This is a genomic window from Rhodococcus sp. NPDC127593 (genome assembly GCF_042671975.1).
Taxonomy (GTDB): domain Bacteria; phylum Actinomycetota; class Actinomycetes; order Mycobacteriales; family Mycobacteriaceae; genus Rhodococcus_F.
Map to the genome: position 1 here is coordinate 1 of NZ_JBHXWI010000070.1, position 23,013 is coordinate 23,013.

Annotated in this window: 22 protein-coding genes; 8 read left to right on the forward strand and 14 right to left on the reverse strand. The window is 64.0% G+C overall.

Annotated features, from left to right (window positions below):
* Positions 1-729: 729 nt before the first annotated feature.
* Positions 730-1,914 carry a DUF2207 family protein gene (locus ACFVJ3_RS41470; protein WP_378457595.1) on the reverse strand — a complete coding sequence of 395 codons (1,185 nt, stop codon included), beginning with the start codon at positions 1,912-1,914 and terminating at the stop codon, positions 730-732.
* A gap of 363 nt (positions 1,915-2,277) precedes the next feature.
* Here ACFVJ3_RS41470 and ACFVJ3_RS41475 point away from each other — a divergent pair, with 363 nt between their 5' ends.
* Positions 2,278-2,910, forward strand: coding sequence for a hypothetical protein (locus ACFVJ3_RS41475; RefSeq protein WP_378457596.1), 633 nt, complete (start codon positions 2,278-2,280; stop codon positions 2,908-2,910).
* Positions 2,911-3,186: 276 nt separating this feature from the next.
* Here the strand turns inward: ACFVJ3_RS41475 and ACFVJ3_RS41480 are convergent, their stop codons facing one another.
* Positions 3,187-5,427 carry an NADP-dependent isocitrate dehydrogenase gene (locus ACFVJ3_RS41480; protein ID WP_378457597.1) on the reverse strand — a complete coding sequence of 747 codons (2,241 nt, stop codon included), beginning with the start codon at positions 5,425-5,427 and terminating at the stop codon, positions 3,187-3,189.
* Between the two features lie 417 nt (positions 5,428-5,844).
* Here ACFVJ3_RS41480 and ACFVJ3_RS41485 point away from each other — a divergent pair, with 417 nt between their 5' ends.
* The gene (locus ACFVJ3_RS41485; protein WP_378457635.1) at positions 5,845-6,222 is read left to right on the forward strand and encodes a tryptophan-rich sensory protein; all 378 of its coding nucleotides are present in this window, start codon (positions 5,845-5,847) and stop codon (positions 6,220-6,222) included.
* A gap of 13 nt (positions 6,223-6,235) precedes the next feature.
* Here the strand turns inward: ACFVJ3_RS41485 and ACFVJ3_RS41490 are convergent, their stop codons facing one another.
* A complete protein-coding gene (locus tag ACFVJ3_RS41490) occupies positions 6,236-7,108 on the reverse strand; it encodes an LLM class F420-dependent oxidoreductase (RefSeq protein WP_378457598.1) in 873 nt (290 codons plus the stop codon).
* Between the two features lie 141 nt (positions 7,109-7,249).
* Between ACFVJ3_RS41490 and ACFVJ3_RS41495 the strand changes: the two genes are divergently transcribed.
* Complete coding sequence (locus ACFVJ3_RS41495; protein WP_378457599.1) at positions 7,250-7,534, forward strand: hypothetical protein; 285 nt, start codon at positions 7,250-7,252, stop codon at positions 7,532-7,534.
* Between the two features lie 121 nt (positions 7,535-7,655).
* Here the strand turns inward: ACFVJ3_RS41495 and ACFVJ3_RS41500 are convergent, their stop codons facing one another.
* Both ACFVJ3_RS41500 and ACFVJ3_RS41505 read right to left on the reverse strand, forming a co-directional pair.
* On the reverse strand, positions 7,656-8,414 hold the full coding sequence (locus tag ACFVJ3_RS41500; RefSeq protein WP_378457600.1) for an alpha/beta hydrolase: 759 nt from the start codon (positions 8,412-8,414) through the stop codon (positions 7,656-7,658).
* Positions 8,415-9,030: 616 nt separating this feature from the next.
* Positions 9,031-10,599, reverse strand: coding sequence for an MFS transporter (locus tag ACFVJ3_RS41505; RefSeq protein WP_378457601.1), 1,569 nt, complete (start codon positions 10,597-10,599; stop codon positions 9,031-9,033).
* A 309-nt stretch (positions 10,600-10,908) separates the two neighbouring features.
* Here ACFVJ3_RS41505 and ACFVJ3_RS41510 point away from each other — a divergent pair, with 309 nt between their 5' ends.
* Positions 10,909-11,421, forward strand: coding sequence for a DoxX family protein (locus ACFVJ3_RS41510; protein ID WP_378457602.1), 513 nt, complete (start codon positions 10,909-10,911; stop codon positions 11,419-11,421).
* Positions 11,422-11,662: 241 nt separating this feature from the next.
* Here ACFVJ3_RS41510 and ACFVJ3_RS41515 read toward each other — a convergent pair whose 3' ends face one another.
* Together ACFVJ3_RS41515 and ACFVJ3_RS41520 are read right to left on the reverse strand one after the other, a co-directional pair.
* A complete protein-coding gene (locus ACFVJ3_RS41515) occupies positions 11,663-12,412 on the reverse strand; it encodes a nitroreductase (protein WP_378457603.1) in 750 nt (249 codons plus the stop codon).
* A gap of 24 nt (positions 12,413-12,436) precedes the next feature.
* Entirely contained in the window at positions 12,437-12,949 is a 513-nt protein-coding gene (locus ACFVJ3_RS41520) for a DUF4863 family protein (RefSeq protein WP_378457604.1), read from the reverse strand.
* A gap of 124 nt (positions 12,950-13,073) precedes the next feature.
* Here ACFVJ3_RS41520 and ACFVJ3_RS41525 point away from each other — a divergent pair, with 124 nt between their 5' ends.
* Positions 13,074-14,318: an MFS transporter gene (locus tag ACFVJ3_RS41525; RefSeq protein WP_378457605.1), complete on the forward strand. Its 1,245-nt coding sequence runs from the start codon at positions 13,074-13,076 to the stop codon at positions 14,316-14,318.
* A 93-nt stretch (positions 14,319-14,411) separates the two neighbouring features.
* On the forward strand, positions 14,412-15,062 hold the full coding sequence (locus ACFVJ3_RS41530; protein ID WP_378457606.1) for a TetR/AcrR family transcriptional regulator: 651 nt from the start codon (positions 14,412-14,414) through the stop codon (positions 15,060-15,062).
* A 222-nt stretch (positions 15,063-15,284) separates the two neighbouring features.
* Here the strand turns inward: ACFVJ3_RS41530 and ACFVJ3_RS41535 are convergent, their stop codons facing one another.
* A complete protein-coding gene (locus tag ACFVJ3_RS41535) occupies positions 15,285-15,722 on the reverse strand; it encodes a carboxymuconolactone decarboxylase family protein (RefSeq protein ID WP_378457607.1) in 438 nt (145 codons plus the stop codon).
* Between the two features lie 241 nt (positions 15,723-15,963).
* Positions 15,964-16,602 carry an HD domain-containing protein gene (locus tag ACFVJ3_RS41540; RefSeq protein ID WP_378457608.1) on the reverse strand — a complete coding sequence of 213 codons (639 nt, stop codon included), beginning with the start codon at positions 16,600-16,602 and terminating at the stop codon, positions 15,964-15,966.
* A gap of 60 nt (positions 16,603-16,662) precedes the next feature.
* Between ACFVJ3_RS41540 and ACFVJ3_RS41545 the strand changes: the two genes are divergently transcribed.
* Entirely contained in the window at positions 16,663-17,727 is a 1,065-nt protein-coding gene (locus ACFVJ3_RS41545) for a GlxA family transcriptional regulator (RefSeq protein WP_378457636.1), read from the forward strand.
* 217 nt (positions 17,728-17,944) lie between these two features.
* Here the strand turns inward: ACFVJ3_RS41545 and ACFVJ3_RS41550 are convergent, their stop codons facing one another.
* Entirely contained in the window at positions 17,945-18,286 is a 342-nt protein-coding gene (locus ACFVJ3_RS41550; protein ID WP_378457609.1) for a YciI family protein, read from the reverse strand.
* A gap of 785 nt (positions 18,287-19,071) precedes the next feature.
* Here ACFVJ3_RS41550 and ACFVJ3_RS41555 point away from each other — a divergent pair.
* On the forward strand, positions 19,072-19,593 hold the full coding sequence (locus tag ACFVJ3_RS41555) for a hypothetical protein (protein ID WP_378457610.1): 522 nt from the start codon (positions 19,072-19,074) through the stop codon (positions 19,591-19,593).
* Positions 19,594-20,213: 620 nt separating this feature from the next.
* On the opposite strand, the gene ACFVJ3_RS41560 is transcribed toward ACFVJ3_RS41555, so the two are convergent.
* The 4 genes from ACFVJ3_RS41560 to ACFVJ3_RS41575 form a co-directional block, all read right to left on the reverse strand.
* Positions 20,214-20,648 carry a hypothetical protein gene (locus tag ACFVJ3_RS41560; protein ID WP_378457611.1) on the reverse strand — a complete coding sequence of 145 codons (435 nt, stop codon included), beginning with the start codon at positions 20,646-20,648 and terminating at the stop codon, positions 20,214-20,216.
* Positions 20,617-20,820 (reverse strand): hypothetical protein, encoded by a 204-nt coding sequence (locus tag ACFVJ3_RS41565; protein WP_378457612.1) that lies wholly within the window; start codon positions 20,818-20,820, stop codon positions 20,617-20,619. The genes ACFVJ3_RS41560 and ACFVJ3_RS41565 overlap by 32 nt, the downstream gene beginning before the upstream one ends.
* A gap of 436 nt (positions 20,821-21,256) precedes the next feature.
* A complete protein-coding gene (locus ACFVJ3_RS41570) occupies positions 21,257-21,622 on the reverse strand; it encodes a Zn-ribbon domain-containing OB-fold protein (protein ID WP_378457613.1) in 366 nt (121 codons plus the stop codon).
* The gene (locus tag ACFVJ3_RS41575) at positions 21,622-22,752 is read right to left on the reverse strand and encodes a thiolase family protein (RefSeq protein WP_378457614.1); all 1,131 of its coding nucleotides are present in this window, start codon (positions 22,750-22,752) and stop codon (positions 21,622-21,624) included. Before ACFVJ3_RS41575 ends, ACFVJ3_RS41570 begins: the two co-directional genes overlap by 1 nt.
* Positions 22,753-23,013 lie beyond the last annotated feature (261 nt).

Genomic DNA, 23,013 nt, shown 5'->3' on the forward strand with positions numbered 1-23,013 from the left:
ATAGGGGCCTCCTCCGACACGTGTGGATGTGACACCCCCAGCATTCGCCGGGAACCACGAGGAGCGGGAGGCCCCGCCCCTTTCATCGCATCAGGACGCTCCCGTGCTCGGGGCAGGCGAGGAGAATGCCCAACGTCCGGGTGCGCGGCACCCGCACCGGACCAGCCCAGGTCGGGGCCTACCTCCCCGCTGCGAGCGCAGCCACGATGTGTGCAGCGCGCACGCCGACCACCACGCGCACCGCCGGATGTGCGCGAAAACGCGACCCGCCGCTGCGCCGACAGGTGCCGGAAGGTCCTGAGTTCACAAACAAAGACCGGCCGCTACTCGGGTGCCGAATGCTGTACCGGCGAGCGCCATTCAAGGCGCAGAGAAAGTGGCATGGCGCCGACACCACAGCACCCTGGCCTCCCGTGGCAGTCGCGGAGGAGGACAGCCGCACCGCCGATGCGGAGCACGGTGTCGATCAGATCCACGGCGGGGACACCGCTGAAGCTGCGCTGCCCGGGCGGCAGCGTCACGGGCGCGCTTGCACGACTCCGTGTCACGCGGTGCCCATCTGCATGTGCGGTCGGCCCGGCCGTGGACGGTCGACGATCCGCAGACTCATTCCCGCGCCGCCACGGTGAGACAGGCGATCGCTCGAGCTCAGCGCCGCCATCAGAGGCGACCCGACGCCGGTCGCGGGACCGGCCGGCGTCGGGTCGCAGGCGCTCCGGGCGTTCCCACTCAGAAACCGCCCACCGCTCCGACGTTGTCGGCTCCACCGGCATCCGGCCGGCTCCCGGCCGCCTCGAGCCGATAGAGGGCGTTACTTAACGTGGCGTCGAGGTTGTTGAATCCGACCTCCGCGTACAAACCCACGGCGTCGTCGTATAACGTGGTCGCCGGGTACCAGTCCGGTTGGGGGGCAACCCGTCTGGTCGCGCGGCGATACCTCGCCGCCCACCGGTCCGCGACACCGAAGGTGAAGGCGTAGGGGACGGCGGCGAGGAAGCACTCACCGACCGCGGCGGACCCGATCACGGCCGACCGACCCGACAGCACCCGTTCGAAACCGGCAACTCGCGCCCATATTTGCCGTCCCCTCGGCGTGTGCCGAAGACTCGTTCCGGCCGCGAACACACCGAGAGAGCCGATGACGAACACGGCGAAGGGAACACCGAGGATCGTGGGACCGAGCACGCCGAGGAACCCGAGCACGGCGAGTACCGTGCACAGGCACGCCATCGTCCGTCCGATCCACGTTCTGACGGAGATCGCGAGCAGACCGTCCTGCGCCGCCCACGACCGGCAGGCATCGGACATCGCGTGCATGCCCTCTTTCAGAGCGTAACCGGATTTCACCGAGCCGTCGGCGACGAATACCGCTCCCGGCGTCCGGACTCCGAGGGCACCGGCCAGCGTCCGGGATATGGGGTCGATCTGCTTCCACCGCTCCGGGTTGCCGATTCCCTCGATCTGCCAGAGGTCGTCCTCGACAAAGGTCAGCCGGACCACCGACCGCTCGGCCAGGTGGAGCAGTGTCGCCGTCGACGCGCTGTCGCCGATCCGCTTCCTCACCACGTATTCGGTCTGCGCAGGCCCGAGACCGGGGACAGGCCCATACTGCACCGGAACCTCGGGGAGTTCCTCGCGGGCACTTCGCGACCACAGAAGCCCCGCACCCAACGCGACGACCGACAGCCCCACGGCGACCGCAGCAAGCACCGACGACTCGCCGACGACCGCGGCGAGCCCACGCACCTTCGATGCCGGTCCCCACGCCAGGGGCCACAGCAGTCCTATGCATGCCGAGACGCCGAGGAAAACGGCAACAGCAGCGCGCATTTTCGACGCATCCGCCGCAGCCTGGGCCGCGGCGCGTTCCTCTCCGCCAGAATTGGGCTCGCGGTCATCGCCGTTGTCGTACATTTCGCCTACCTCGTTGCCGGGAAGATTTGCCGATACCGCAATCCTCGACACATCCACACCAGGCAACCAGACCACTCAGGAGTACCAACCCCACCTCGAGGTGCCTGGCTCCTCACCCGCTCGGGGGACGACGTTGCCGTGCACGGTGTGTCCCTCGAGGCGGCCGCAGCCCTATCCACCCGCTGCCGCCGATGCTCACTACTCCGTTGGGGTGCCGGTGCGTTCCACGCTTGCAGAGACAAGCTGGCAGACCAGTACTCGCCGCGCCCTCACGAAGGTCCCTCGCGCCCGTGGCCGCGCACTCCGTGGAACGAGATCACCCATCGCACGGTTGAGGTCCGCAACGCCGGGTATCCACCGGTCATGACCACCGAGTACCTGTCGCGCCACTGTTCCCCGCGGGCGGAGGATTACCCCACCGTTCGGATAGTCGCGGCCCGCGAAGCCCAGCTGATGCGGACGCTGGGGCGGGCGGTGAACATCCTCTCGACCGCCGACGTGCCGTTCGCGGTCGGCGGGGACTGCGCCGTGTACGCCCGCGGCGGACCGCCGGCCGAGCACCAGGTGACCATCATCGCCCCGGACAAACAGCTGACCGGTGCAAGGACCGCGTTGGCTGCGGGTGGGATGCGGTCCATCGCGTCCTCCCGGCTCGGATCACGGCAGCTCGTCGGCGGTGATCTCCGGGTCACCCTGCTGTATCCGGCCTGTACCACCGGGACCGGGGAGGGACTCCTCGAGCGGGCCGAGACGATGCGGATCGGGCAGATCTGGGCACCGGTCCTCAGCGGAACCGATCTGATGATCGACAAACTCCGTCATCTCGGTTCTCATCGGTGTGATTTCGTACCGATGCTGCCGGTCGCCCGCGCATTGCGCGATCAGGTCGACTGGACCACCGTGGCGGGGGCCACCGCCGACCTCCCCTGTGCCCGGGCATTTTTGGGGCTGCTCGACGACTTGGCGGTCACACCGTCCGTGGAGGGGCGGACCTGACCCACAGGGGCCGCTGGGGCCCTGCGCTTCATCGAACCGTTCGCCCCGTGCACAGTTCACGTGCCGGCGATGGTTACCGCCCATGGTCCGGTCCGGTTGAGCGGACGCACGCCAGGTATCACTGCAGGTGTGCGGCCGTTGTTCCCGGCAGGGGAGGCCGGTGATGACGATGCGCTCGTCATCACCGGCGACCCACACCGTTGAACTACATTGTCCGGGAATAATTTTGATGCAAGTCCGACCCCAGGACCTAACCGGGGGTTCGATGGTTCCTGCTCAGCGTTGCGCGGCAGCCAGCGTGGTGTTCAAAGTTTTGCTCGGCCGCATCACGGCGACGGCCTTCTCGCCGTCCGGCTTGTAGTAGCCGCCGATGTCAACCTGCGCGCCCTGCACCTCGATAAGCTCCCGCACGATGGTGTCCTCGTTCTTGGTCAACGCCTCGGCAAGCGAAGCGAAGCGTTCCGCCAGTTCCTCGTCCTCGGTCTGCGCGGCGAGTTCCTGCGCCCAATACATCGCGAGGTAGAACTGGCTGCCCCGGTTGTCGAGCTCGCCGGTCTTGCGCGACGGGCTCTTGTTCTCGTCCAGCAGCGTGCCGGTCGCCGCATCGAGCGTCTTGGCCAGGATCTTGGCGCGCTCGTTGTCGGTCTTGATGCCGAGGTCCTCCAGACTGACAGCCAACGCGAGGAACTCCCCGAGCGAATCCCAGCGCAGGTGGTTCTCCTCCACCAACTGCTTGACGTGCTTGGGCGCCGACCCGCCGGCGCCCGTTTCGTACATGCCGCCGCCGGCCATCAGCGGCACGATCGACAGCATCTTGGCGCTCGTGCCGAGTTCCAGGATCGGGAACAGGTCGGTGAGGTAGTCGCGCAGGATGTTGCCGGTCGCCGCGATGGTGTCCATCCCCCGGATCAGCCGCTCCAGCGTGTACCGCATCGAGCGCACCTGCGACATGATATGGATGTCGAGGCCCTCGGTGTCATGATCCTGCAGGTACAGGTCGACCTTCTTGATCAGCTCGTTTTCGTGCGGGCGGTACGGGTCGAGCCAAAACAGGACCGGCATCCCGGAGTTGCGCGCCCGGGTGACCGCGAGCTTGACCCAGTCGCGGATCGGCGCGTCCTTGACGGTGCACATGCGCCAGATGTCGCCCGCCTCGACGTGCTGGGTGAGAAGCACCTCACCGGTTTCGTCATCCACGAAGTTGGCGTCGCCCTCCTCCGGAATCTCGAAGGTCTTGTCGTGCGAGCCGTACTCCTCGGCCTTCTGTGCCATGAGCCCGACGTTGGGGACGGTGCCCATGGTCGTCGGGTCGAACGCGCCGTTGGTCTTACAGAAGTTGATGATCTCCTGGTAGATGCGCGCGAAAGTGGACTCCGGCATCACCGCCTTCGCGTCCTTGGGCCGCCCGTCGGCGCCGTACATTTTACCGCCCAAGCGGATCATCGCGGGCATCGAGGCGTCCACGATAACGTCACTTGGCGAATGGAAGTTCGAGATGCCGCGGGCGGAGTCGACCATGGCCAACTCGGGACGGTGCTCATGGCAGTCGTGCAGGTCCTGAATGATCTCCTCTCGCTGCGTGCTGGGCAGCGTCTCGATCTTGTCGTAGAGGTCAGCGAGGCCGTTATTGACGTTGACGCCCAGTTCGTCGAACAGCTTCTGATGTTTGGCGAACGCGTCCTTGTAGAAGGTCTTCACCGCGTGGCCGAAGACAATGGGGTGTGAGACCTTCATCATCGTCGCCTTGACGTGGAGGGAGAACATCACGCCCGTCTTGCGCGCATCCTCCATCTGCTCCTCGTAGAAATCGAGTAAGGCCTTCTTGCTCATGAACATGCTGTCCATGATGTCGCCCTCGCCCAGGTCCAACCCGGGCTTGAGAACGATCGTCTCGCCGCCTTTGGTCACCAACTCCATCCGGACCTTGCGCTGCCGGTCCAGCGTCATCGACTTCTCGCCGTGGTAGAAGTCGCCGTGCCGCATGTGCGCGACGTGGCTGCGCGAGGCCATCGACCACTCACCCATGCTGTGCGGGTGCTTGCGGACGTACTCCTTCACCGCCCTGGGTGCGCGGCGGTCGGAGTTGCCCTCACGCAGGACCGGGTTGACCGCACTGCCGAGGACCTTGCCGTACCGCTGCCGGATGTCCCGTTCCTCGTCGGTCTTGGGGTCGTCCGGAAAGTCCGGGACCTGGTAGCCCTTGCCCTGCAGTTCCCTGATGGCGGCCAGGAGTTGCGGCACAGACGCACTGATGTTGGGCAGTTTGATGATGTTGGTCTCGGGCAGTTGCGTCAGACGACCCAGCTCGGCAAGGTTGTCCGGGACGCGCTGCTCTTCGGTGAGCCGGTCGGGGAACTCGGCCAGGATCCGCGTCGGTACCGAGATGTCGCTCGACTCGATTTCGATGCCCGCGGCACCGGCAAAGGTGCGCACGATCGGCAGGAAGGCGTAGGTCGCGAGCAACGGCGCCTCGTCGGTCAGCGTGTAGATGATGGTCGGCTGTTTATCGGCGCTCATGGTTGTTCTCCCGCGTCAGTTCGGTCCGCTTTCGAAGGGCTCCGCGTGCGGCTATCCGTATCGCGGCGAGTACCAGGTTACGTGCGACATCACCAGGACCATATTCAAGCGCGGTACTCCGATCTCCGCTTCACTGCGACTCGTTGTTCACCACTCGAACACTCCGGTGGTCAGCCCACATCGATCGCGTTCACCGAGGCGTTGCGTGGCGCGGGAATCTCCGCACCTGCCCCGTCGCCGTCTACCTGCGGTGGACCAGGCTGCGCGCCTCCTACGACCAGTATCCGTGCACCATCGGCGTCGCCGAAGCATTTCGAGTTGTGGACGCGGTGACCACCAGGCCCAGAACGAACGAGAACATCTACGTCGAGGCGCCCGGAGAGCAGCGCGCGATGACAGTCAGGCAACGAAGGCACTATCCAACCTTCGCCGGTGGTGTTCCCGATCGTCGGGACCGCCCACTACACCGGCCATTGCCGTGTGTTCGGCGGTCACCGCCGACCGGCTCACCGAGACCGCCAAACGCGAGTACCTCCGCGCCCTGGGGTGAATCCGGTAGTCAATGAGAGCTGGAGTTGGGTGTTCGTCCGCGTCCACCCGCTCGCCGCGGCACCGATCGTCGCCGGCCTGATGGCAGTCAGCAGCGCGAATCTGGCGCGGCGCAGGGCGGCGGTCGATCGGACGGTGGCCGCGGCGCTGCTCCCTACCCGGTGTGGTGCACCTTCGCCACCATGTTCTCCACCGAGATCTGGCGGCACAACCGCGGATGACCGGACCCGGCGATCCGGTCAATGACCGAGCGGTCGGATCACCAGTCCGCGATTACCGGAACGACGCGCTCGCCCAAGATCTCGAGGGGCGTGATCGACGCGACTTCCGGCACCCATCCGTGAACGTGGGTGATTTCCAGCTTCGACAAGTCCTCGAGCTGACCCAGAAGGCTGTCCACGTTCTGTCCGCCCGCACCCGGGTCGAGCGGGAACATCACGGTCTTCTCGATGGCGTCGTAGTCGGTTCCGAGAGCGTCGCAGTGGCCCTTCAACACCTCCAGCTTGTGCGCGACCTCGGGTCCACCGAACAGATTGCAGGCCTGCGCGTACTGCGCGACCAGCCGAAGCGTCTTCTTCTCACCCCCACCGCCGATCAGAATTGGCGGGTGTGGGTGGCGTAGCGGCTGCGGCACGTTCATCGTGCGGCCGAGCTGGTAGTGCGTTCCCTCGAACGGTCCGTCGTTCTCGCTCCACATCTGCAGGCAGATCTGCAGTGTTTCCTCCAGTCGTTCGAAGCGTTCGGCCGTGGGCGGGAAGTGGAGCCCGAGTCCCACACTCTCGTCCTCGTTCCAGGCGGCGCCGATTCCCAGGTAGGCACGACCCTTGGACAGGACGTCGAGTGTGGTCACGGCCTTGGCAAGAAGGCCTGGCTCGCGGTAGACGGTAGCGGTGACCCAGGCCAGCAAGTCCACCTTCTTCGTGACGGCAGCGAGGTAGCCGAGAGTGGTGTAGGCCTCGAGCATCTCGGTGTCGATCGGTCCCACCGGTTCGATCTGCCAGAGATGATCCATGACGCTGATCTTGGCGAAACCCACGTCCTCGGCGGTGACGGCAATGCGAGACAAGTCGTGCGCGAGGGTCGACGGTCCGTCCGGAAAGGTGAAGTCGGCGATGTGCAGTCCAAGTTCCATAGCTCCACGTTAGGCGTGTTGCCGAGGACTACCCAGGGATCGTCAGTACCACCTTGGCCTCCGACAGCCTGGTAGATGGTCTCGGTGTCGAGCCGAGTAGGTTTCGATTCCTGTGGCTGCGGACGGTCCGAGGTGTGCGACGTGGTCATTCTTGTAGTCTTGCAGCGAGTTGCGCGGATGAGGGCGATCTGGATCTCCTATCCAGTGGCCGCCCGCGTATCAGATCCCGGCCAGCGCGTCCTGCGTGCCGCGCGACGCCGTTGGTCCGTGGCCGCGCCGCGCACCATCCACCTCGTCATCCGCGCGCCGAACATCACCGCACCCAGTCGGTACCGGAACCCGGTCTTCGTCATTCCGAAGTTCACAAGGATCTTCTCCCTCGGTAGCGCCCCCCGGATGGCGGCCACCTGCAGGCGAATTCGATGAAGCCAGACCGCGGGGCGTGCGGATCATCCGTCGTACATCGGACGGCGCAACCCCGTTGGCGAGTGGTTGCGCGGCGGCACTCGTTGCCATCGAGGCTTTTCCCTCCGCGGTGGGTCGCAGATCAATCGCCGTTTATCGCTGTGGTGAGTATTTGGGGTGCAGAGGAAGTGAATCCTGCTGACGTCGAGTTTGCGTGGTCTGTGATTATTTGCGCAATATCGTTGGGTCGCGAAAGGAAGGGTGAGTGGCTGGAGGCGAGGCGTATGGAATGTCCTGCCCGTGCGGACATGGCCTCCTGCGCCGGAACCGGAATCGCATTGTCGTTCTCGCAAATGATGTAAGTGCTTGGGGTCGATTTCCACGCTGCGGCAGTTTGCGATTCTTTGAAGGAGGACAGGCTTTGTGGCGAAAGTTTTGCTGTCGCAGCATCTGCAATGACGTCATTGATATCAGCAAAGAATATCTCTCGCGTGTCTGTTGGCATCGTGACATCGTCTCGTATCTGCAACCATGATGTTGGTTGCCCCCCAAGGGCGCTCCACAGAGATTCGCCGATATCGAGCTGGAACGCTGTCAGATAGATGAGGTGTGCAACATTGGGGGCGCCCGCCGCCCCTTCGCTCAGTGGGAGGCCGCCGTAGGAATGTGCTACCGCGATGACGTTCCCGTCTATCGAATCGAGAGCGGACCGCACAACACGCGCGTCATCGTGAAGTCCTCCTCGTTGTCCCCCTCGAGGGTTGGCGCTGGGGAGGTCGACGGTTTCGACCTCCAATCCGTTTCTGATCAATTCTTCCTTGACGGCCTGCCAACACCATGCGCCATGCCATGCACCGTGCACGAGGAGGACTGTGAGGCGTTCCTGGGAATGAGAGGACATGAAATCTCCTTGTTCATGGTTGGCATGTTCTGTTCCAGCGCACTCCCAATATCGTTCGTATTGAACAGATTTGAGAGGCCAGTTCCCGACTTCGTGCCGACACGGCCTGCAGGCTCGATCGTTCGGCCTCGAGCCGAGGATCCAGTCGACTTGTGCGCGACCGATCCAGGCGAGTTTGCTTGCAGTGCGGGCTGTGCGTACCAGCCCCGGTGCCACCCAAGGCCTGCCTGCTTGTTGTCAAGATTCGTATTGCTGGACGGTGTCTCAGCAGGGGCCCAGATCGCGGCGGTCGGTGCGACAAGCTGCTCGCAACAGTCGGGGACGAGCAGTACAGACCTGGTCGCGAAGTACTCGACGACTTGAGCCTCGGGATCTGCGGTTGACTCGATGGAGAGTCCGAGCGTTGCGGACACCGCGGCAACTCGGAGTGCGAGACGGACTCTCCTACCCCACCGGTGCCGGTCCAAGGTTACCAGGCGCGCGACCGACAGCAGTTGCTTGGCCTCGGTCACCTCCCGGCAACGTCAGACAAAGTTGTCAGCTCGTGCGGCAGGTTGCCGGTCCTGGTCTCGATGGCCGTGGACATCGAGACGTCATCTCATCTCAGGCATTTCGATCAGCTCGCGGTGCGGCGCTGGGATCGCACGCGCCGTTCGAGCGCCAGCACGCAGATGCTGGCGCCGATGAGGATCATCGCTATCGCGAAGAAGACTTCGCGGGGCGCTACACCGGCGCCCAGCGCCGCACCGACGATCACGGGTCCGGCAATACCACCGAGCCTCCCCATCCCGAGCGCCCATCCCACACCAGTCGAGCGCATGCTTGTCGGATAGAGCACTGTCGCCAACGCGATCACGCTCATCTGACCACCGGTCACACACGTTCCGGTCAGGAAAGCCGCTCCTAGGAGTAGCCAAGTGCTGCCTCCCCCGATCACCCATCCGAGTAGGGCTACAAATCCGGCACCAACGAGATAAACCACACCGAGCGTGCGAAACGGACTGGTTCTGTCCATGGCAGGGCCGATGAAGATCGCCGCGACAATGCCACCGACAGTGGTGAGAACCGTGGATGCGATGACCACGCGTGACGATTCGCCCAGGGAGCCAACGATTGTCGGCAGCCAGCTCTGGATGGCATAGAACGCTGCCAGGTTCGCGACGAAGGCAAGCCAGAGTAGGAGGGTATTGAGGAACCAGCGGCCCCGTACGAGGTCGAGCACCACCGACACCTTGCCGTTGGCGGGCGCGGCAGGCTGGGCGGAGTCTGATGCGTCCGCCAGGACGATGGCATCGATGGGCAGGCCCGGGTCGAGGCGGCGCAGGATGGCATGCACGCGATTGTGGGCACCGCGCAGGAGTAGGTACCGGGGAGATTCCGGCAAGTAGCGCAGCAAGAACACCAGCAGCACCAAGGGCACCGAGCCTCCGACGACGAACATCGCGCGCCATCCCCATGTCGGAATCACGATCCCGGAAACGACACCGGCTGCGACGAATCCGAATGCATACCAGCAGTATATGAACATCACGAACGAAGAGCGTCGCCGTGCCGGTGCAAATTCGCTGGTCAGAGCAACGAGACTGGGAATGGCCGCGCCCAACCCCGCTCCGGTGAGGAATCGCAGTGCGATCAGTTGAATCGATGATTCTGCGAGCGCACACAGCAGGGTCAAGATCCCGAACATCGCTGTACAAACAAGCACCGTGCGTCGATGCCCGAATCGTTGGGCGAGGGGCGCAAGGCATAGGTAGCCAACCATCAATCCGACGATGGCCGCGGAGAAGATAGGACCGAGGGCGGAAACGGAAAGTCCCCACTCCCGCCCGATGGCCGGGGCCGCAAAGCTGATTGCCTGAGTGTCGAAGCCATCAAGAAACATGACCGCACCGGCAAGAGCGAGGAGCAGGTAACGGAAGCGGCCCACGGGCCGCCCGTCGATGAGTTCACCGACTCGTACACCGGCTACGGGTACGTGCGAACTCGAAAGTTCAGAGGCCATTGCAATTTCACTTTCGGTCAGGTGCGCGTTGAGTTGATGTCGGTCGTGCGACCGTCGTCGCGCCGCGCCTTCTGGAAGAAGCAGAGGGGCATCGACGTCGGTGATGAAACCGTAGATGCGCTTTCCATTACAGTCAACAGCTGTAATGGAACAGCCGTCGAACCCAACCCTTGAGCCCTTCAATTACGTTACGACGATTGACCGTAATCGAATAGAAACGTAAGCTTCGCTCGCCGGGGTCTCGCAATCGTCGGGCACATTCGCCCGCCCTCGAGCGAGGGGCGCACACGCTCGCCGTCGGATTGGTGGGAGCGACGTCGATCATTGGGCACCGCGAGACCGCGGTCTACCTCACAACATCGTCAAGGAGAAACCATTGAGCACGAAAGATGCGCCACCGGCGACACACGTCAGAAATCGTCTCGGGCCGGCACTGATGGTCGACAGAGATGAGGGCCCCTGCGCCCGGGCCGTCGCCGGGAGGCCACAGCGATGAGCTCGTTCGATTTCGCCGTGCTGCTGTTGCGTGCCTGCCTCGGCGTGACGATGGCCGCCCACGGCTATCACAAGATATTTCTCGGGGCCCGACTTACCGGTAATGCCAAATGGTTTGAGGGCCTCGGCATGCGCCCTGGCTTCCTTCATGCTCGGGTGGCCGCCGGGACCGAGATCGTCGCCGGCATTGCTCTCGCGGTTGGAATCTTCACATCCCTCGCCGCGGCAGCATTCGTGGCACTGATGCTGGTGGCAGCGTGGACGGTGCACCGCACGAAGGGATTCTATGTGATGACCTCGGGTTGGGAGTACACCTTCGTCATTGCCGTAGCGGCGGTGTGCGTTGCCATGCTCGGTGCCGGACGGATCAGCATCGACCAGGTGGTGTTCGGCGGCAACCCGGCCGAGGGGTGGGCCGGCCTCGCCGTTGCGGCCGGGCTGGGAATCCTCGGCGGCGTAGGCCAACTACTCCTGTTCTATCGCCCTGCGAAGATCGAGACGGTGGCTTAAAAGTCCGCCCGGCAAATGGCTTGGGCCCCCACGTATCCCGTGGGGGCCCAAGCCGTATCTGTGGAAGGCCATCCGTTGTCCACCCCGCTGACATATTCAGTTTCACGAGGCGTCAGCGCGGTGGAGCGATCGACAGTGCTACCGGAGTAGGGCACTACACGAACCGGCCCGCCCGCCCGCTCCGGACTCGAATCCGGAGCGGGCGGGCGGGGCGCACGTCGTCACGCCGATGAATGAGTGCCTACCGGGGGTCACCGTAGAAGGTGGCGAAGGAGGCGACGGTTTCGCGGGGGGTGCTGTACCGGCTCAGCCGGTGCTCGCGGTCCGCGTAACCCAATGCGAGTCCACAGACGATCAGCTGATCGTCAGGGATGTCGAGGTGTCGACGCAGAACCGGGTAGAAGTCGATGAAGGATGCCTGAGGGCATGTGTCGAGTCCGGCGCCGCGGGCGGCGAGCATCAGCGCTTGGAGGAACAGGCCGGCGTCCACCAGCGCACCATCGAGCGGGTGCCGGCTGACCGTCAGAATGATGCCGACGGGGGCGCCGAAGAAGTCGTAGTTGCGCCGATGGTGGGCCAGCCGGGCCGCTGAATCGGTCGCTGCGATGCCTAAGGTGTTGCCGTACAGTCCCTCACCGAACTTACGTCGACGAGCACGAAAGGGTTCCACCCATTCATCCGGCTTGGGCTGGTAGTTGTACTCGCGAGTGCCGACCCGCCCCTCGGAGTCGTGGGCAGCGAGAAGTGCCGATGTCAGGCGCGATTTTACCGCGCCGGTCACTACATGGACCTGCCACGGTTGGCTGTTGGAGTTGCTGGCGGACCGGGCCGCCAATTCGAGTAGTCGCTCGACATCGCGGCGCGGTACCGGCGTCGACACGAAGGCGCGCACGCTTCGCCTGCTCAGTAACGCTTGCTCGACGGTCGCGGCGTCCTTCGCACCGGGTACGGCTCGGGACTCCAGCGGGGCGGTGGTGGTCACATCGTTCATGGAGAATGCGCCCCCTTTCCTGAATCAGACGGTCGCGGCGGGAGTGATGTCGTAGGAGATCCGTCCGGCCGGCAGATAGAACAGAGCGATCAGTGCGCCACCTCTCACCTCGGGGTAGTGGTGACTTCCCGGTCCGGGTGCCGTCCAGCCTGCGGCGCACCATCCGCGCGGGCCGGCCAACTCGGCGCCGGGATCCAGGGGAACCACGAGGTTGAGTTCGCCGTACGGATGCTGGTGGTACTGGCCGCGATACCGGGAAACGCTGTTCATGTAGACCGCGGTGATGCTGAAGTAGTTGAGCTGCTCACTTGGTGAGGCGATCCGGCTGCGCCGATATTTCGGTCCGTCGAGCTCGACATTGGCCGCCCAACCGTCGTCGACGCCTTCGGTGACCATTCGAGCCAGATCGTCGTACAGCTCCGTCCCTGGTCCGTACGTGGTGTTGAGCCACCCCTCCAACTCGCCGCCGGCGGTCCGGTTCTTGACCTCGTCGAGAAACGGGATGCTGCGATCGATCAGGGCCTGACTGGGATTCATGACGCACTCCTGGATGAGACTCACACCACTATCTATGGCTACAGCCACACTAAGACGCAGTTGCGTTACAGTCAATATGTGTAACGTAAGTAAATCTACGAACCTTGATCTCGGGAGTCCCTGCATGACGATTGTGTTGAAACTGCCGCCTCGACACGGCGGACTTCGTCGCACCGCCGCCTTCACATTGCTCGCCGTCGACGTTGTCACTTTGATCGGAGCCTCCGCCGCCCCGACCCCGCTCTACGAGCTCTATCAGTCACAATGGGGATTCACGCCCCTGGAGTCGACGCTGGTATTCGGCATCTACGCTGCCAGCTTGCTGCTTGCGTTGCTCACCACAGGTTCATTGTCCGACTACATCGGCCGCCGGCCAGTACTCCTTACCGCACTGGCCTTCGAAGCGGCATCGATGATTGCCTTCGCGTCCGCAGACGGGATCGGACTACTCCTCGTGGCCCGTGTCGTACAAGGCTTCGCAACCGGTGCCGCGATCAGCGTGCTCGGCGCCGCACTGATCGACCTCGAGCGCACCCCCGGCCGTGGCGCGACCGTCAACAGCATCGCCGCACCGATGGGCCTCGCTCTGGGGGCAATCGGATCCAGCCTCATCAGCGAGCACCTACCCCGGCCCACCAGCACGGTCTTCCTCGTGTTCGTCGCCTTGTTCGCTCTCGAGATCGTCGGAGTCTGCGCCATACCGGAAACTGCGGTACGCCGGCCCGGAGCCCTGGCATCAGTTCGCCCCACGCTTGCGGTCCCCGCCGGTGCTCTCCACATGCTGCTACGCGCCGGCCCCTGCCTGATCGCAGTATGGGCGTTGGGTGGCTTCTACCTCTCGCTGGGACCATCGCTCGCCCGCACCACGCTCGGTGTCCACTCCTCATTGACAGGGGCGATCACGGTGGCCACCCTCACCGGCACCGGTGCTGTCGCGGTCTTCCTGCTGCGCGCTGCAGCGCCTCACCAAATCCTCTCGGTCGGCGCGGCCGCGCTCGCCGCCGGCGTAGCAACCACTCTCGCAGGTGCCGAAACTACCTCATCCGTAATGCTTCTCGCAGGAACAGCGGTTGCCGGCGTGGGATTCGGCGCAGGGTTTCAAGGCACCATTCACACTGTCATGCCCCTCGCCCAGCCACACGAACGCGCCGGACTCCTCTCGAGCATCTACATGATCGCGTACCTCGCCAATAGCGTCCCCGCGCTGATCGCCGGGTACTTCGTCGGACGCATCGGACTGATCGATACCGCGAGGATCTACGGTGGGGTGGTGATCGCCCTGGCAGGCATCGGCTTCGGCACCGCGCTGCTGCCCCACGGGCGAGAATCTGCCGAGCCTGGAGCGCGTCGGAAACGGTCGCGAGTGTGAATACGGAAGATCGAGGGATAGCATTTACGGAGCACAAACCCCTATAGGTTACAATCGATCATTGTAACCAAATCAAGGGCGATCGGGGTGGCCATGACCGAGAAGGCAGCCAGAACAGACCCGCACAAGGTTGCAGAAGCCGAAACCGGCGCCCGCGGAGGCCGACCCCGTGACCCAACCCTCGACGACGCCATCATCCAGGCGACTCGTCGACGGCTGGTCGTCGACGGGTACTCCAAGATGACATTGGGTGATATAGCGGCAGATGCAGGCGTCACCCGCCCCACCCTCTACCGGCGGTGGCCAGGAAAGTTCGAACTCGTCGTCGACGCCCTCGACTTCGGCTTCCGCGCACAACGCGCGACTTACCCGAACCTGGAACTCACGAAATTGCGCCCGTTCGAAGCCTTCACCGAGGCGATCCGCCGGGTCGATCCCTGCTACTTCAATCCAGACGCGATGATCCTCATGGGGAACTTCATGGGCGAGACCTTCCGAACCCCGGAGCTGCTCGAGATTGTGCGCGAACACGCAGTGGAGCCACGGGTGAATTTGGTCGAAGGTGTGCTGCACGATCTGCAAAGCCGTGGCGAAGTGCGAGACGACATCGATGCCCATACCGTGGCCACCATGTGCTTCGGCAGCTACTACGCTGCCTTCCTCCGCGGCGACGGCGACCGCGAAGGCCTAGCCGAAAAGGTCTCGGCGACACTGTGGCCCGGTCTCGCCGTCGAGCGGACCTAGCAGCGAACGAACTGCACAAAAGCCGGCCGGCTCCGGCCTCTTCGCTACGGGCCGGTGACATCTTGGTCGTCAACCGAACCCGCGCAGAGGCCTCATCGCCACCACACGCGGGCGGCCGCACGCAGATTCTCGAGCTGTCTGTGACGTGCTGCCGACGTGAGCACGCGTCCGCGGGCCATCGCCGCCGCATCATTATCATCACGTGCCCGGCATCGGCTCGGGCTACGGCGCCACCGGGTAATGGCTGGTGACGGCAACTCGATTCCAGGCGTTCATCACCGTCGCGAGCCAGCTGATCGCGGACACCTGTTCTTCGGTGAGGGAGCCGTCATCCCAGGTCCGCCGTTCCGGAACAGCGAGCGCGGTGACCTGTTCGGCGAGAGCGAGCGCTGCGCGCTCCTGGTCGCTGAAGTACTGCGCTTCCCACCACGCTGCGACGACCGCAAGTCGATCCGTCGTCTCTCCCTTGGCGAGGGCGTCGCGGGTGTGCATGCGGAGACAGAAGGCGCAGCCGTTGAGTTGCGAGACGCGAATCTTCACCAACTCCACGAGAAGCGGGTCCACTCCCGCCGTTTCCAGGGCTGCCTTTACTTCCGCATCCAACTTCATCAGGCTCTGATAGACGGTTGGGTGCTGTTTGCCGAGATTCACGCTGGTCATGGTGCCCTTTCTGAGTGGTGGTCGAGCAGTCGTGAGATTGATTCGCTCTAACGAGATTGCACGAAGATGTGGGGAGTCATCAACCCCGCGACCCCCTGGCCGGCCGGAGCCGTTGTCGATACTCAGTCCCCGCGTCCGTGCACTTTGCAAGCGACGTGATTCTCCTCCACTTCTGCACGACCTGTGGCAGCTCGGATCGCGCCGACGCACTTCCTTTCAACACGCGGCGTGTCGCGGTGTGTCACTTGGGCCAGGCAGACCCCATGATGCGCTCGACCATGCTCATGCTGCGGAAGCCGGGAACGAAGTGCTCCAGTACGTCGGCATTAACGGTGCCGTACGTAGTGTCCGGCCGGTGGCTGAGTCCGTCGACGAAGGCCTGCAGGAACTCGGTCTTGAAGTCGCCTCGCGGATGGGCAGCGGTGATCGCCTCCACCTGATCCGGGTCCAGTCCGTCCAGACCCAGCCCGACTACATCAGTGAGGACACCAAAGTGAGTGGCTGCGACTTCGTCGCCCATCCGGCCCGGAATCCCAGGCGTGGTGTGCAGCGCGATCGCCGTCCAAACCACCTCAGCGGCGGCATCGGAGAAACCGCGATCGAGCAGGAACTTGCGAGCGTGATCGGCCCCATCGAGCTCGAACCGCTGCTCGACATCCGAGTAGGGCCTGAGCAGGCCCGTGTCATGGAAAAGAGCAGAGAGATAGAGCAGCTCAGGGTCTGGCTGCAGGCCGAGCTCGTGAGCCCGGAGCATGCTGAAGATGAAAACGCGCCTCGAGTGATGGAAGATGAGGGGGCTCGTCGTCTTCTGGACCAGGCGCGTGGCTTCGGCTGCCGCTGGCGTCTGGGGGATCACTACTCCTGCGATGATCTCGGTCATGGAACCTGCCCTCTCGGTTGTCGGTGTCGTGGAAACGTACGGGTGGTCCGCCCCTCTATGGTGCCGACCATCCCGCCTCCAGCGCCGCCTTGGTCCGGCCATGAACCACTCAGATCTGGACTTGCGGTGAGTGCGCGTCCGACCCCGCACGCGCATCGGGTCGCGATCCTTGCCTATGACGGGGTCAAGCTGCTCGATGTCGCGGGCCCCGCTGAGGTGTTCGCGGAGGCGAACCGGTTCGGTGCCGACTACAAGATCGTGTTGTTGTCGCCGAACGGTGCCGATGTTGCAACGTCGATCGGGATACGAATCTCCGTTGACGGCAACGCACAATCGGAGCCGGCGCCCGACACCTTCCTGGTGGCTGGTGGCGACATCTACCCGCGAACCGCCGTCACCCGTGATCTGGTCGAGGCAACACAGATCCTCGCGCAACGAGCCGGTCGGATCGGGTCAATCTGCACCGGAGCATTCATCCTCGGAGCTGCCGGCCTCTTGGAGGGCAGACGCGCGACCACACACTGGAAAGTCGCACGCGAACTCGCGGCCCGGCACCCGGGCACCGTCGTCGAGCCCGATGCGATCTATGTTCGCGACGGCACCACGTACACGTCCGCGGGCGTGAGCGCCGGAATCGACCTGGCGCTGGCACTGGTCGAAGACGACCACGGCCCCGATCTGACACGCGACGTCGCCCGACGCCTGGTGGTTTACCTGCAGCGTGCGGGCGGGCAATCGCAGTTCTCTGCCCCACTGCAGGGCCCACCACCACGAGCTCCGGTGCTCCGCAGAATCGTGGATCTGGTGACGGCGGACCCCGCCGGGAACCACTCCCTCACCGAACTCGCCAGGCACCTCAACGTGAGCCCTCGACACCTCACGCGGCTCTTTCGAACCGAGCTGTCCACCACACCGGCCCGGTATGTCGAGCGGATCCGGTTCGACATGGCGAAAGCGCTGCTTGACCAGGGCCACAATGCAACACAGGCAGCATCACTCGCCGGATTCCCCAGCTACGAGAGCCTACGACGTGTGTTCGCGCGGGAGCTGGCGATATCGCCTACGGTCTACCAACGCCGCTTCAGCACCACGCACCGCGCCGACGCGGCCAAGCTCCCTTCCTGACCCACCGGAGGAGTGCGCACCGCTAGCGGCGGTGCGCCCACTTCCGCCGCCACGGTATGCGGCCGTCAATCGGCAACTCCCGCATCCAGCGCCCGAGCGAGCGAGCCGGTCGCGGTGCACGTGGCGGCGGGTGCCGGTCTTGCCACCTGTGGATGGCGTTGGGCGAGAAAGGGATCTGGCCGAAGCCGAATGCGATTCCCCGGGAGGTCGAACCCCGTCAGCTGGCGGGATCGTACTGGAACGCGCGCACCTCCTGCGCGCACCGGCAGGCAACCGCGATCTTCGCAGCCCATTCCAGTGCCGCCTCGCGGGAGGGCAACTCCAGTACCGTGTAGCCGCCTTCGAGCTGCTTCGTCTGCGGATACGTGCCCTCGGTCACCGTGCCGTCCCCATCGACCAGGACAGGCGGAACGCTCTCGTCGATTCCACCGCCGAACACCCAGACGCCGGCGTCCTTCGCCTCCTCCACCACCGCGTGCGACGCATCCGACACTGCCTGCAGATCCTCGTCGGGAAAGACCATGGCACCACTAGGGAACGAGATCAGGTACTTCGTCATCGCGCCGACTCCTTCTCCGCACGTCAGGGACCGGACCCATCCTCGCCGACACGGGCCGGCGCGCACAAGACTCGCTCGCCCACCCCCAACGGGCGGAACAGGCCGTCTCCGTCTCCACCACCGCGCTCACCGCGGCCGCGACTCCGCGGGCATCGAGCACTTGATCAACACACACCCTGGTGAACACTTCCACCAATCCCACCTGCAGTGCGGGACAATGCTGTCGTCGAAGGCTGTGGTGTCACCGGCATTCCACCGGCGACGACCCTCCGCGAGGCGACGAACAGTACGGCGACGCTCGCGACGGAGATCACGAGCATGACCCTCGCCGTCGTGGCACAGCGAACACGAGCAGATCCCGGTGCCCGTGTACGCGAAAGCCCAGAAGCAATTCGTCGCGGGCAACCAAGCCCGACCTCCCTGAAACCGGTCAGGCAGGTCACAGACCTCATGGCAGTCAGCGTGGCACGGTTCGATGGCAAGTTCGCCACGGCGAAGACGAACCCAAACTGGAGCATGTGCATCGGTGCGGGCAAGGCGGTGCCTTTCGGCGCTCATGCGCCCCGGCCCGCTACCCCGAATGAGGACGGACCGGGGCGGCGAGTGCTGCACCGCATCCCTCGCCCACCGAACCGGGTTTCGCCGCCTGGGCCCCGCCACCGTCCAATCCTCCACCACCGCCGGCGCCGGCCGGCGCTTTCTGCGCGTCCGAGGTGTCAGTTGACTTGCCCCTCGGCGGGTCCATACACCCCGTACACCGCCGACACGTGTGATTCAATCTCGTCATGCGCAAGTCACTGCTGGTAGTCGCGTTGATCGCGTCCGGGACAGTTGTCGGGGCCATACCCGCGGGGGCGGCACCGACGCAGCCGTCCTGGGCGGGCGAATACTCGCTGAAGCGCTTCGCCGCGACGAAGGACGGCACGAGTTTGGCCGCGCGGCAGTGGGAGCCCGACTTCGCCGATACGTACCGATTCGAGACGAGTTGCACGGACGACGCCTGCGTGGCAACCGTCACCGATGGGCCCACGCCAGCCAACCCGACTCTGCCGCTACCGCCGCAGTACACCTGGGACGGGACCAGCTGGGTACACACCTACGACTGGGAGTGGGACTGCTATCAAGGCGAGGGCGTGCCGAAGGTGTGGGCACCGGCGCACTCGGTTGCGTACTACACACCGCAACCAGACGGGACTCTGACCGGTTCCTGGCGTACCGATATCGACAGCGGCCCGTGCGAAGGCTCGGTGATCATGGACGTCGCGGCCTATCCCGTCGAGCCGCCTCCCGGACCATTCGGCTCATAGGCGCAGATGCACAACGGCCCAAACTGTATACCGATCATATTAGCCGCACGCGTCATCCTGTTGCCGCGCTGCTTGGTTGTTCGTCCATCACGCTGACTCGCCGTCCATCTCGTTTGGATCGGACCGCACAATCCCCCGGTAAGCGCGGTTGCTTTCTACAAGGACGACGTATCGCCCTCCTCCTTACCGTCCCGCCGAGCTCAGAATCGGATGTCCTCGTTGCCCTCTCGACTACTGAATCCCAATAGAGACAATTGTTGTCACGTCGCAGGCTAGAGTTCCCACTACGCAGCCTGCTCTGCGCTAGGAATCCAACGATCAACCGCCTCCTTTCGCCTGCGAGCATGGGCGATTACGTTGTCAGCCGAGGAGGTAAGCCCGGTCGTTACAGGCGGGCGTAACTCAGGGGACTGCTGATGGATGGCAGCTCGAGCCCCTGTGCGGCCGTCGAACAACGCGTCGAATTCCCTTATAATTGCGCACAAGTCGTCAATTTCAGGATAGAGGATTGCGAGTAACTCTCGATTCGTCTCGGCCAGGCGCGGAACGGTCTCGCCGACCATTTCGTGGATGCTGGGATCAACCAGGGAGGTTCCTGAGTTCCTCCTTGAGCGTCGCGTTCAGGGGGTCCTTTGTGTCCCGCAACGCAGAGCGGTCCATCTGCATGTCGATGAAGGCGACCTTCGTACCTTCATGCATCGGTGATTCCCCCTCATGGCGGCGGCCAGCATCGTGTAATGCACCTTCGTGTTGCGCAGCCTGAACAGGTACCGATAGCCGAAGCAGTCGTCGTAGATTTCGGCGAACACAGCCTTCACCTTGCAGTGCTCCGGCGAATCCCTCCCGAACTTACGCTTGACCTCGATGTAACTCTGATCCTGGTGATGATGGATCGACGAGCAGACAGCCAGGATCGTCGTGCGGAGGCGAGTCCCCCATTCGACCATGCCGTCAGGCTGCTGCGTCGGTGAGATCTTCCCGTCGAGCATGGCTCCCGCCGCCTTTTCGATCGTGTGGAAGAGATCAATCGATGACTGCCTGGCGTAGGTAAACATTCGCGACCATGACGTCGAACATGAACCGGGTGCCGACGCCCTCATCCGGGGCCCGGGTCAGTACGCGGGCCAGCGCAGCAGTTGCCGTCAGAACGGCGGCCACCACCGTGATGACGCACACGAACGTCGCGGGGACGGAAGAGTACCCGAACAGCGCAGGCGGCGCGCACACCCGCGACGGTGGCCGTCGGCGCACCGACCTGGAGCAACACCGCGAGCATCCGCACGGTCGCCGCGCGCCGATCATCACCCGCCGCGGCCAATACCCACCACACACCAACCAGTGCGCACCCCTACGCCAGCACCGTACTGCCGGCGTAGAGCACCAGCACCACAGCACATCCCACCGCGAATGCTCACCGTGGACGTGAACACGGCATACCGCAACACCAGCATCGGCGACACCCAACGGTGATGCCACTGAGGGCCGCAACGACGGTCCGGCAGAGGAGGAAGGTGCGCCGACGGCGCCGTTCGTCCTCGCTCGCCTCGTCCCGCACCACCCGCCACTGCGCATCGCAATGGATGACACCTCGTCGGACCAGGCCACATACCTACTTCCGCACGGCGAGGCCAGCAGAATCGTAGCCTCGGCCGCCTCATTGAATTCAATGCACAGATTCGAAAACGACCCTGTGTTCTCCGCGCTCGATTGCGAACACCGCCTTTACCGGCATGCCCACTTCAACGTTCTCTGTACCGATGATGTTGCTGATGAGTTTCGAGCCTTCATGAAGCTCGACTACGGCAACAACGTACGGCGGCTGCTGAGCGGGTCGGGGGAGGTACGCCTTACGGAAGGTACAAAAAGACCACACCCTTCCGAGACCGGATGCGGCTATCCACTCGCCAGCGTCCCGGGCGGAGCAGTGCGGACACGTCATTCGCGGTGGGAATTGTGTCTCTCGGCATGTTGTGCATCGAGTGGTGCGCAACTCGTTTGTGGCGAGTCCTTCGAAGTACGGCTCGAGCATCACAGATCCTTCCCATAGATCACCGATGAAACGACTGGTGATGCACAGGCGTACTGAATCGTTTCGGCCCCCTCGATCTGCCGGTCGCCGCCATCGCCGCGAAGCTGTCGGACGGCCTCGATGTTCAGACCCCACCCTTGCATGTAACTTTCCGAGAGGTGGCCGCCAGAAGTATTGGTAGGCAGGGCGCCTCCGAGCTCGAGTCGGCCGTTCTGAACGAAATCGCCGGATTCCCCTGGAGCACAGTATCCGAGTCCCTCGAGAGTGAACAGAACATTGCAACTGAAATTGTCGTAGATCATCAACGCGTCCACATCGGAGCGTTCACGCCCGGACTGTGCCAGCGCCGTCTCACTCACCTCGCGGACAGCATTGCGCCAGAAATCCTCGGGCGGGAAGTCCGAATTCACGAGTTCGGCTAGCTGGGCCGTCCCGAGGATGTGGACCGGGGGCTTCGGGTGGTCGTGAGCGCGGTCCACCGCCGACAGGATCATGGCCACACCCCCATCATTTATCAGGCAATAGTCGAACAGTCGCATCGGTTCGACGATGTAGCGCGAGGTCATGTAGTCGTCGATTGAGAGCGGACCTCTCATCACGGCTGCGGGGTTGAGCTGTGCGTGCTTCCGAAAGGTCATGGGAATAGCGGCCAATTGCCGCTCGCTCGTACCGTAGAGGTACTGATGGCGTTGCAGCATCAGCGCGTAATAGGCTCCCGGCGAAGTCATGCCGTAGGGAAGTGTCAACTCAGTAGGGGCGCCGTAGGCCTCCCCGAAGCCGCCGTAGGTGGATTTGGCGGTGGCACCGTTGTTGCCATACACCAGCGCGACTCGGTGGCACTGTCCTGCGGCGATGGCCGTGACGGCTTGCTGTATTGCGGGTCCGGTCATTCTGCCCTCCGCAGGTAGACTCGCCACCCAACGTGGGCGCAGGCCCATCATGGACGCCACCGCCTCATAGCCCACTCGACATGCGATGAGGCCGTCGACGTCGGAAGCCGTGAGGCCAGCGTCTGACAACGCATTGTCCAGTGCCCAGGCTCCGAGCTGTTCAGCCGAATTTCCTGACAGCCTTCCGAATGTCGTCGCGCCGACACCAACAACAGCGGCAGCTCGATTGAGCGAATGCATTGCCCATCCTATTCCATTTCGTAAGCCTGGACTCGAGGCCATTTCGAGACGTGATCCTCGACGAAGCCATTTCGCTACTGTGGCCTCGACTGCAGCGGTCGCCCCGCCACGAAGCTCCAAGTGCCGATCACGTTCGCCCCGAATTCGGGTAGGAACCGCGAAGTCCTTTGCCGTAGAATTCCCTGTTTTCGGGCTGGTGCCGGTTGGTTAGCGCACACTCGAGCACGACGGCTCACCGCTATCTGTCCGCGGTGATGCCGG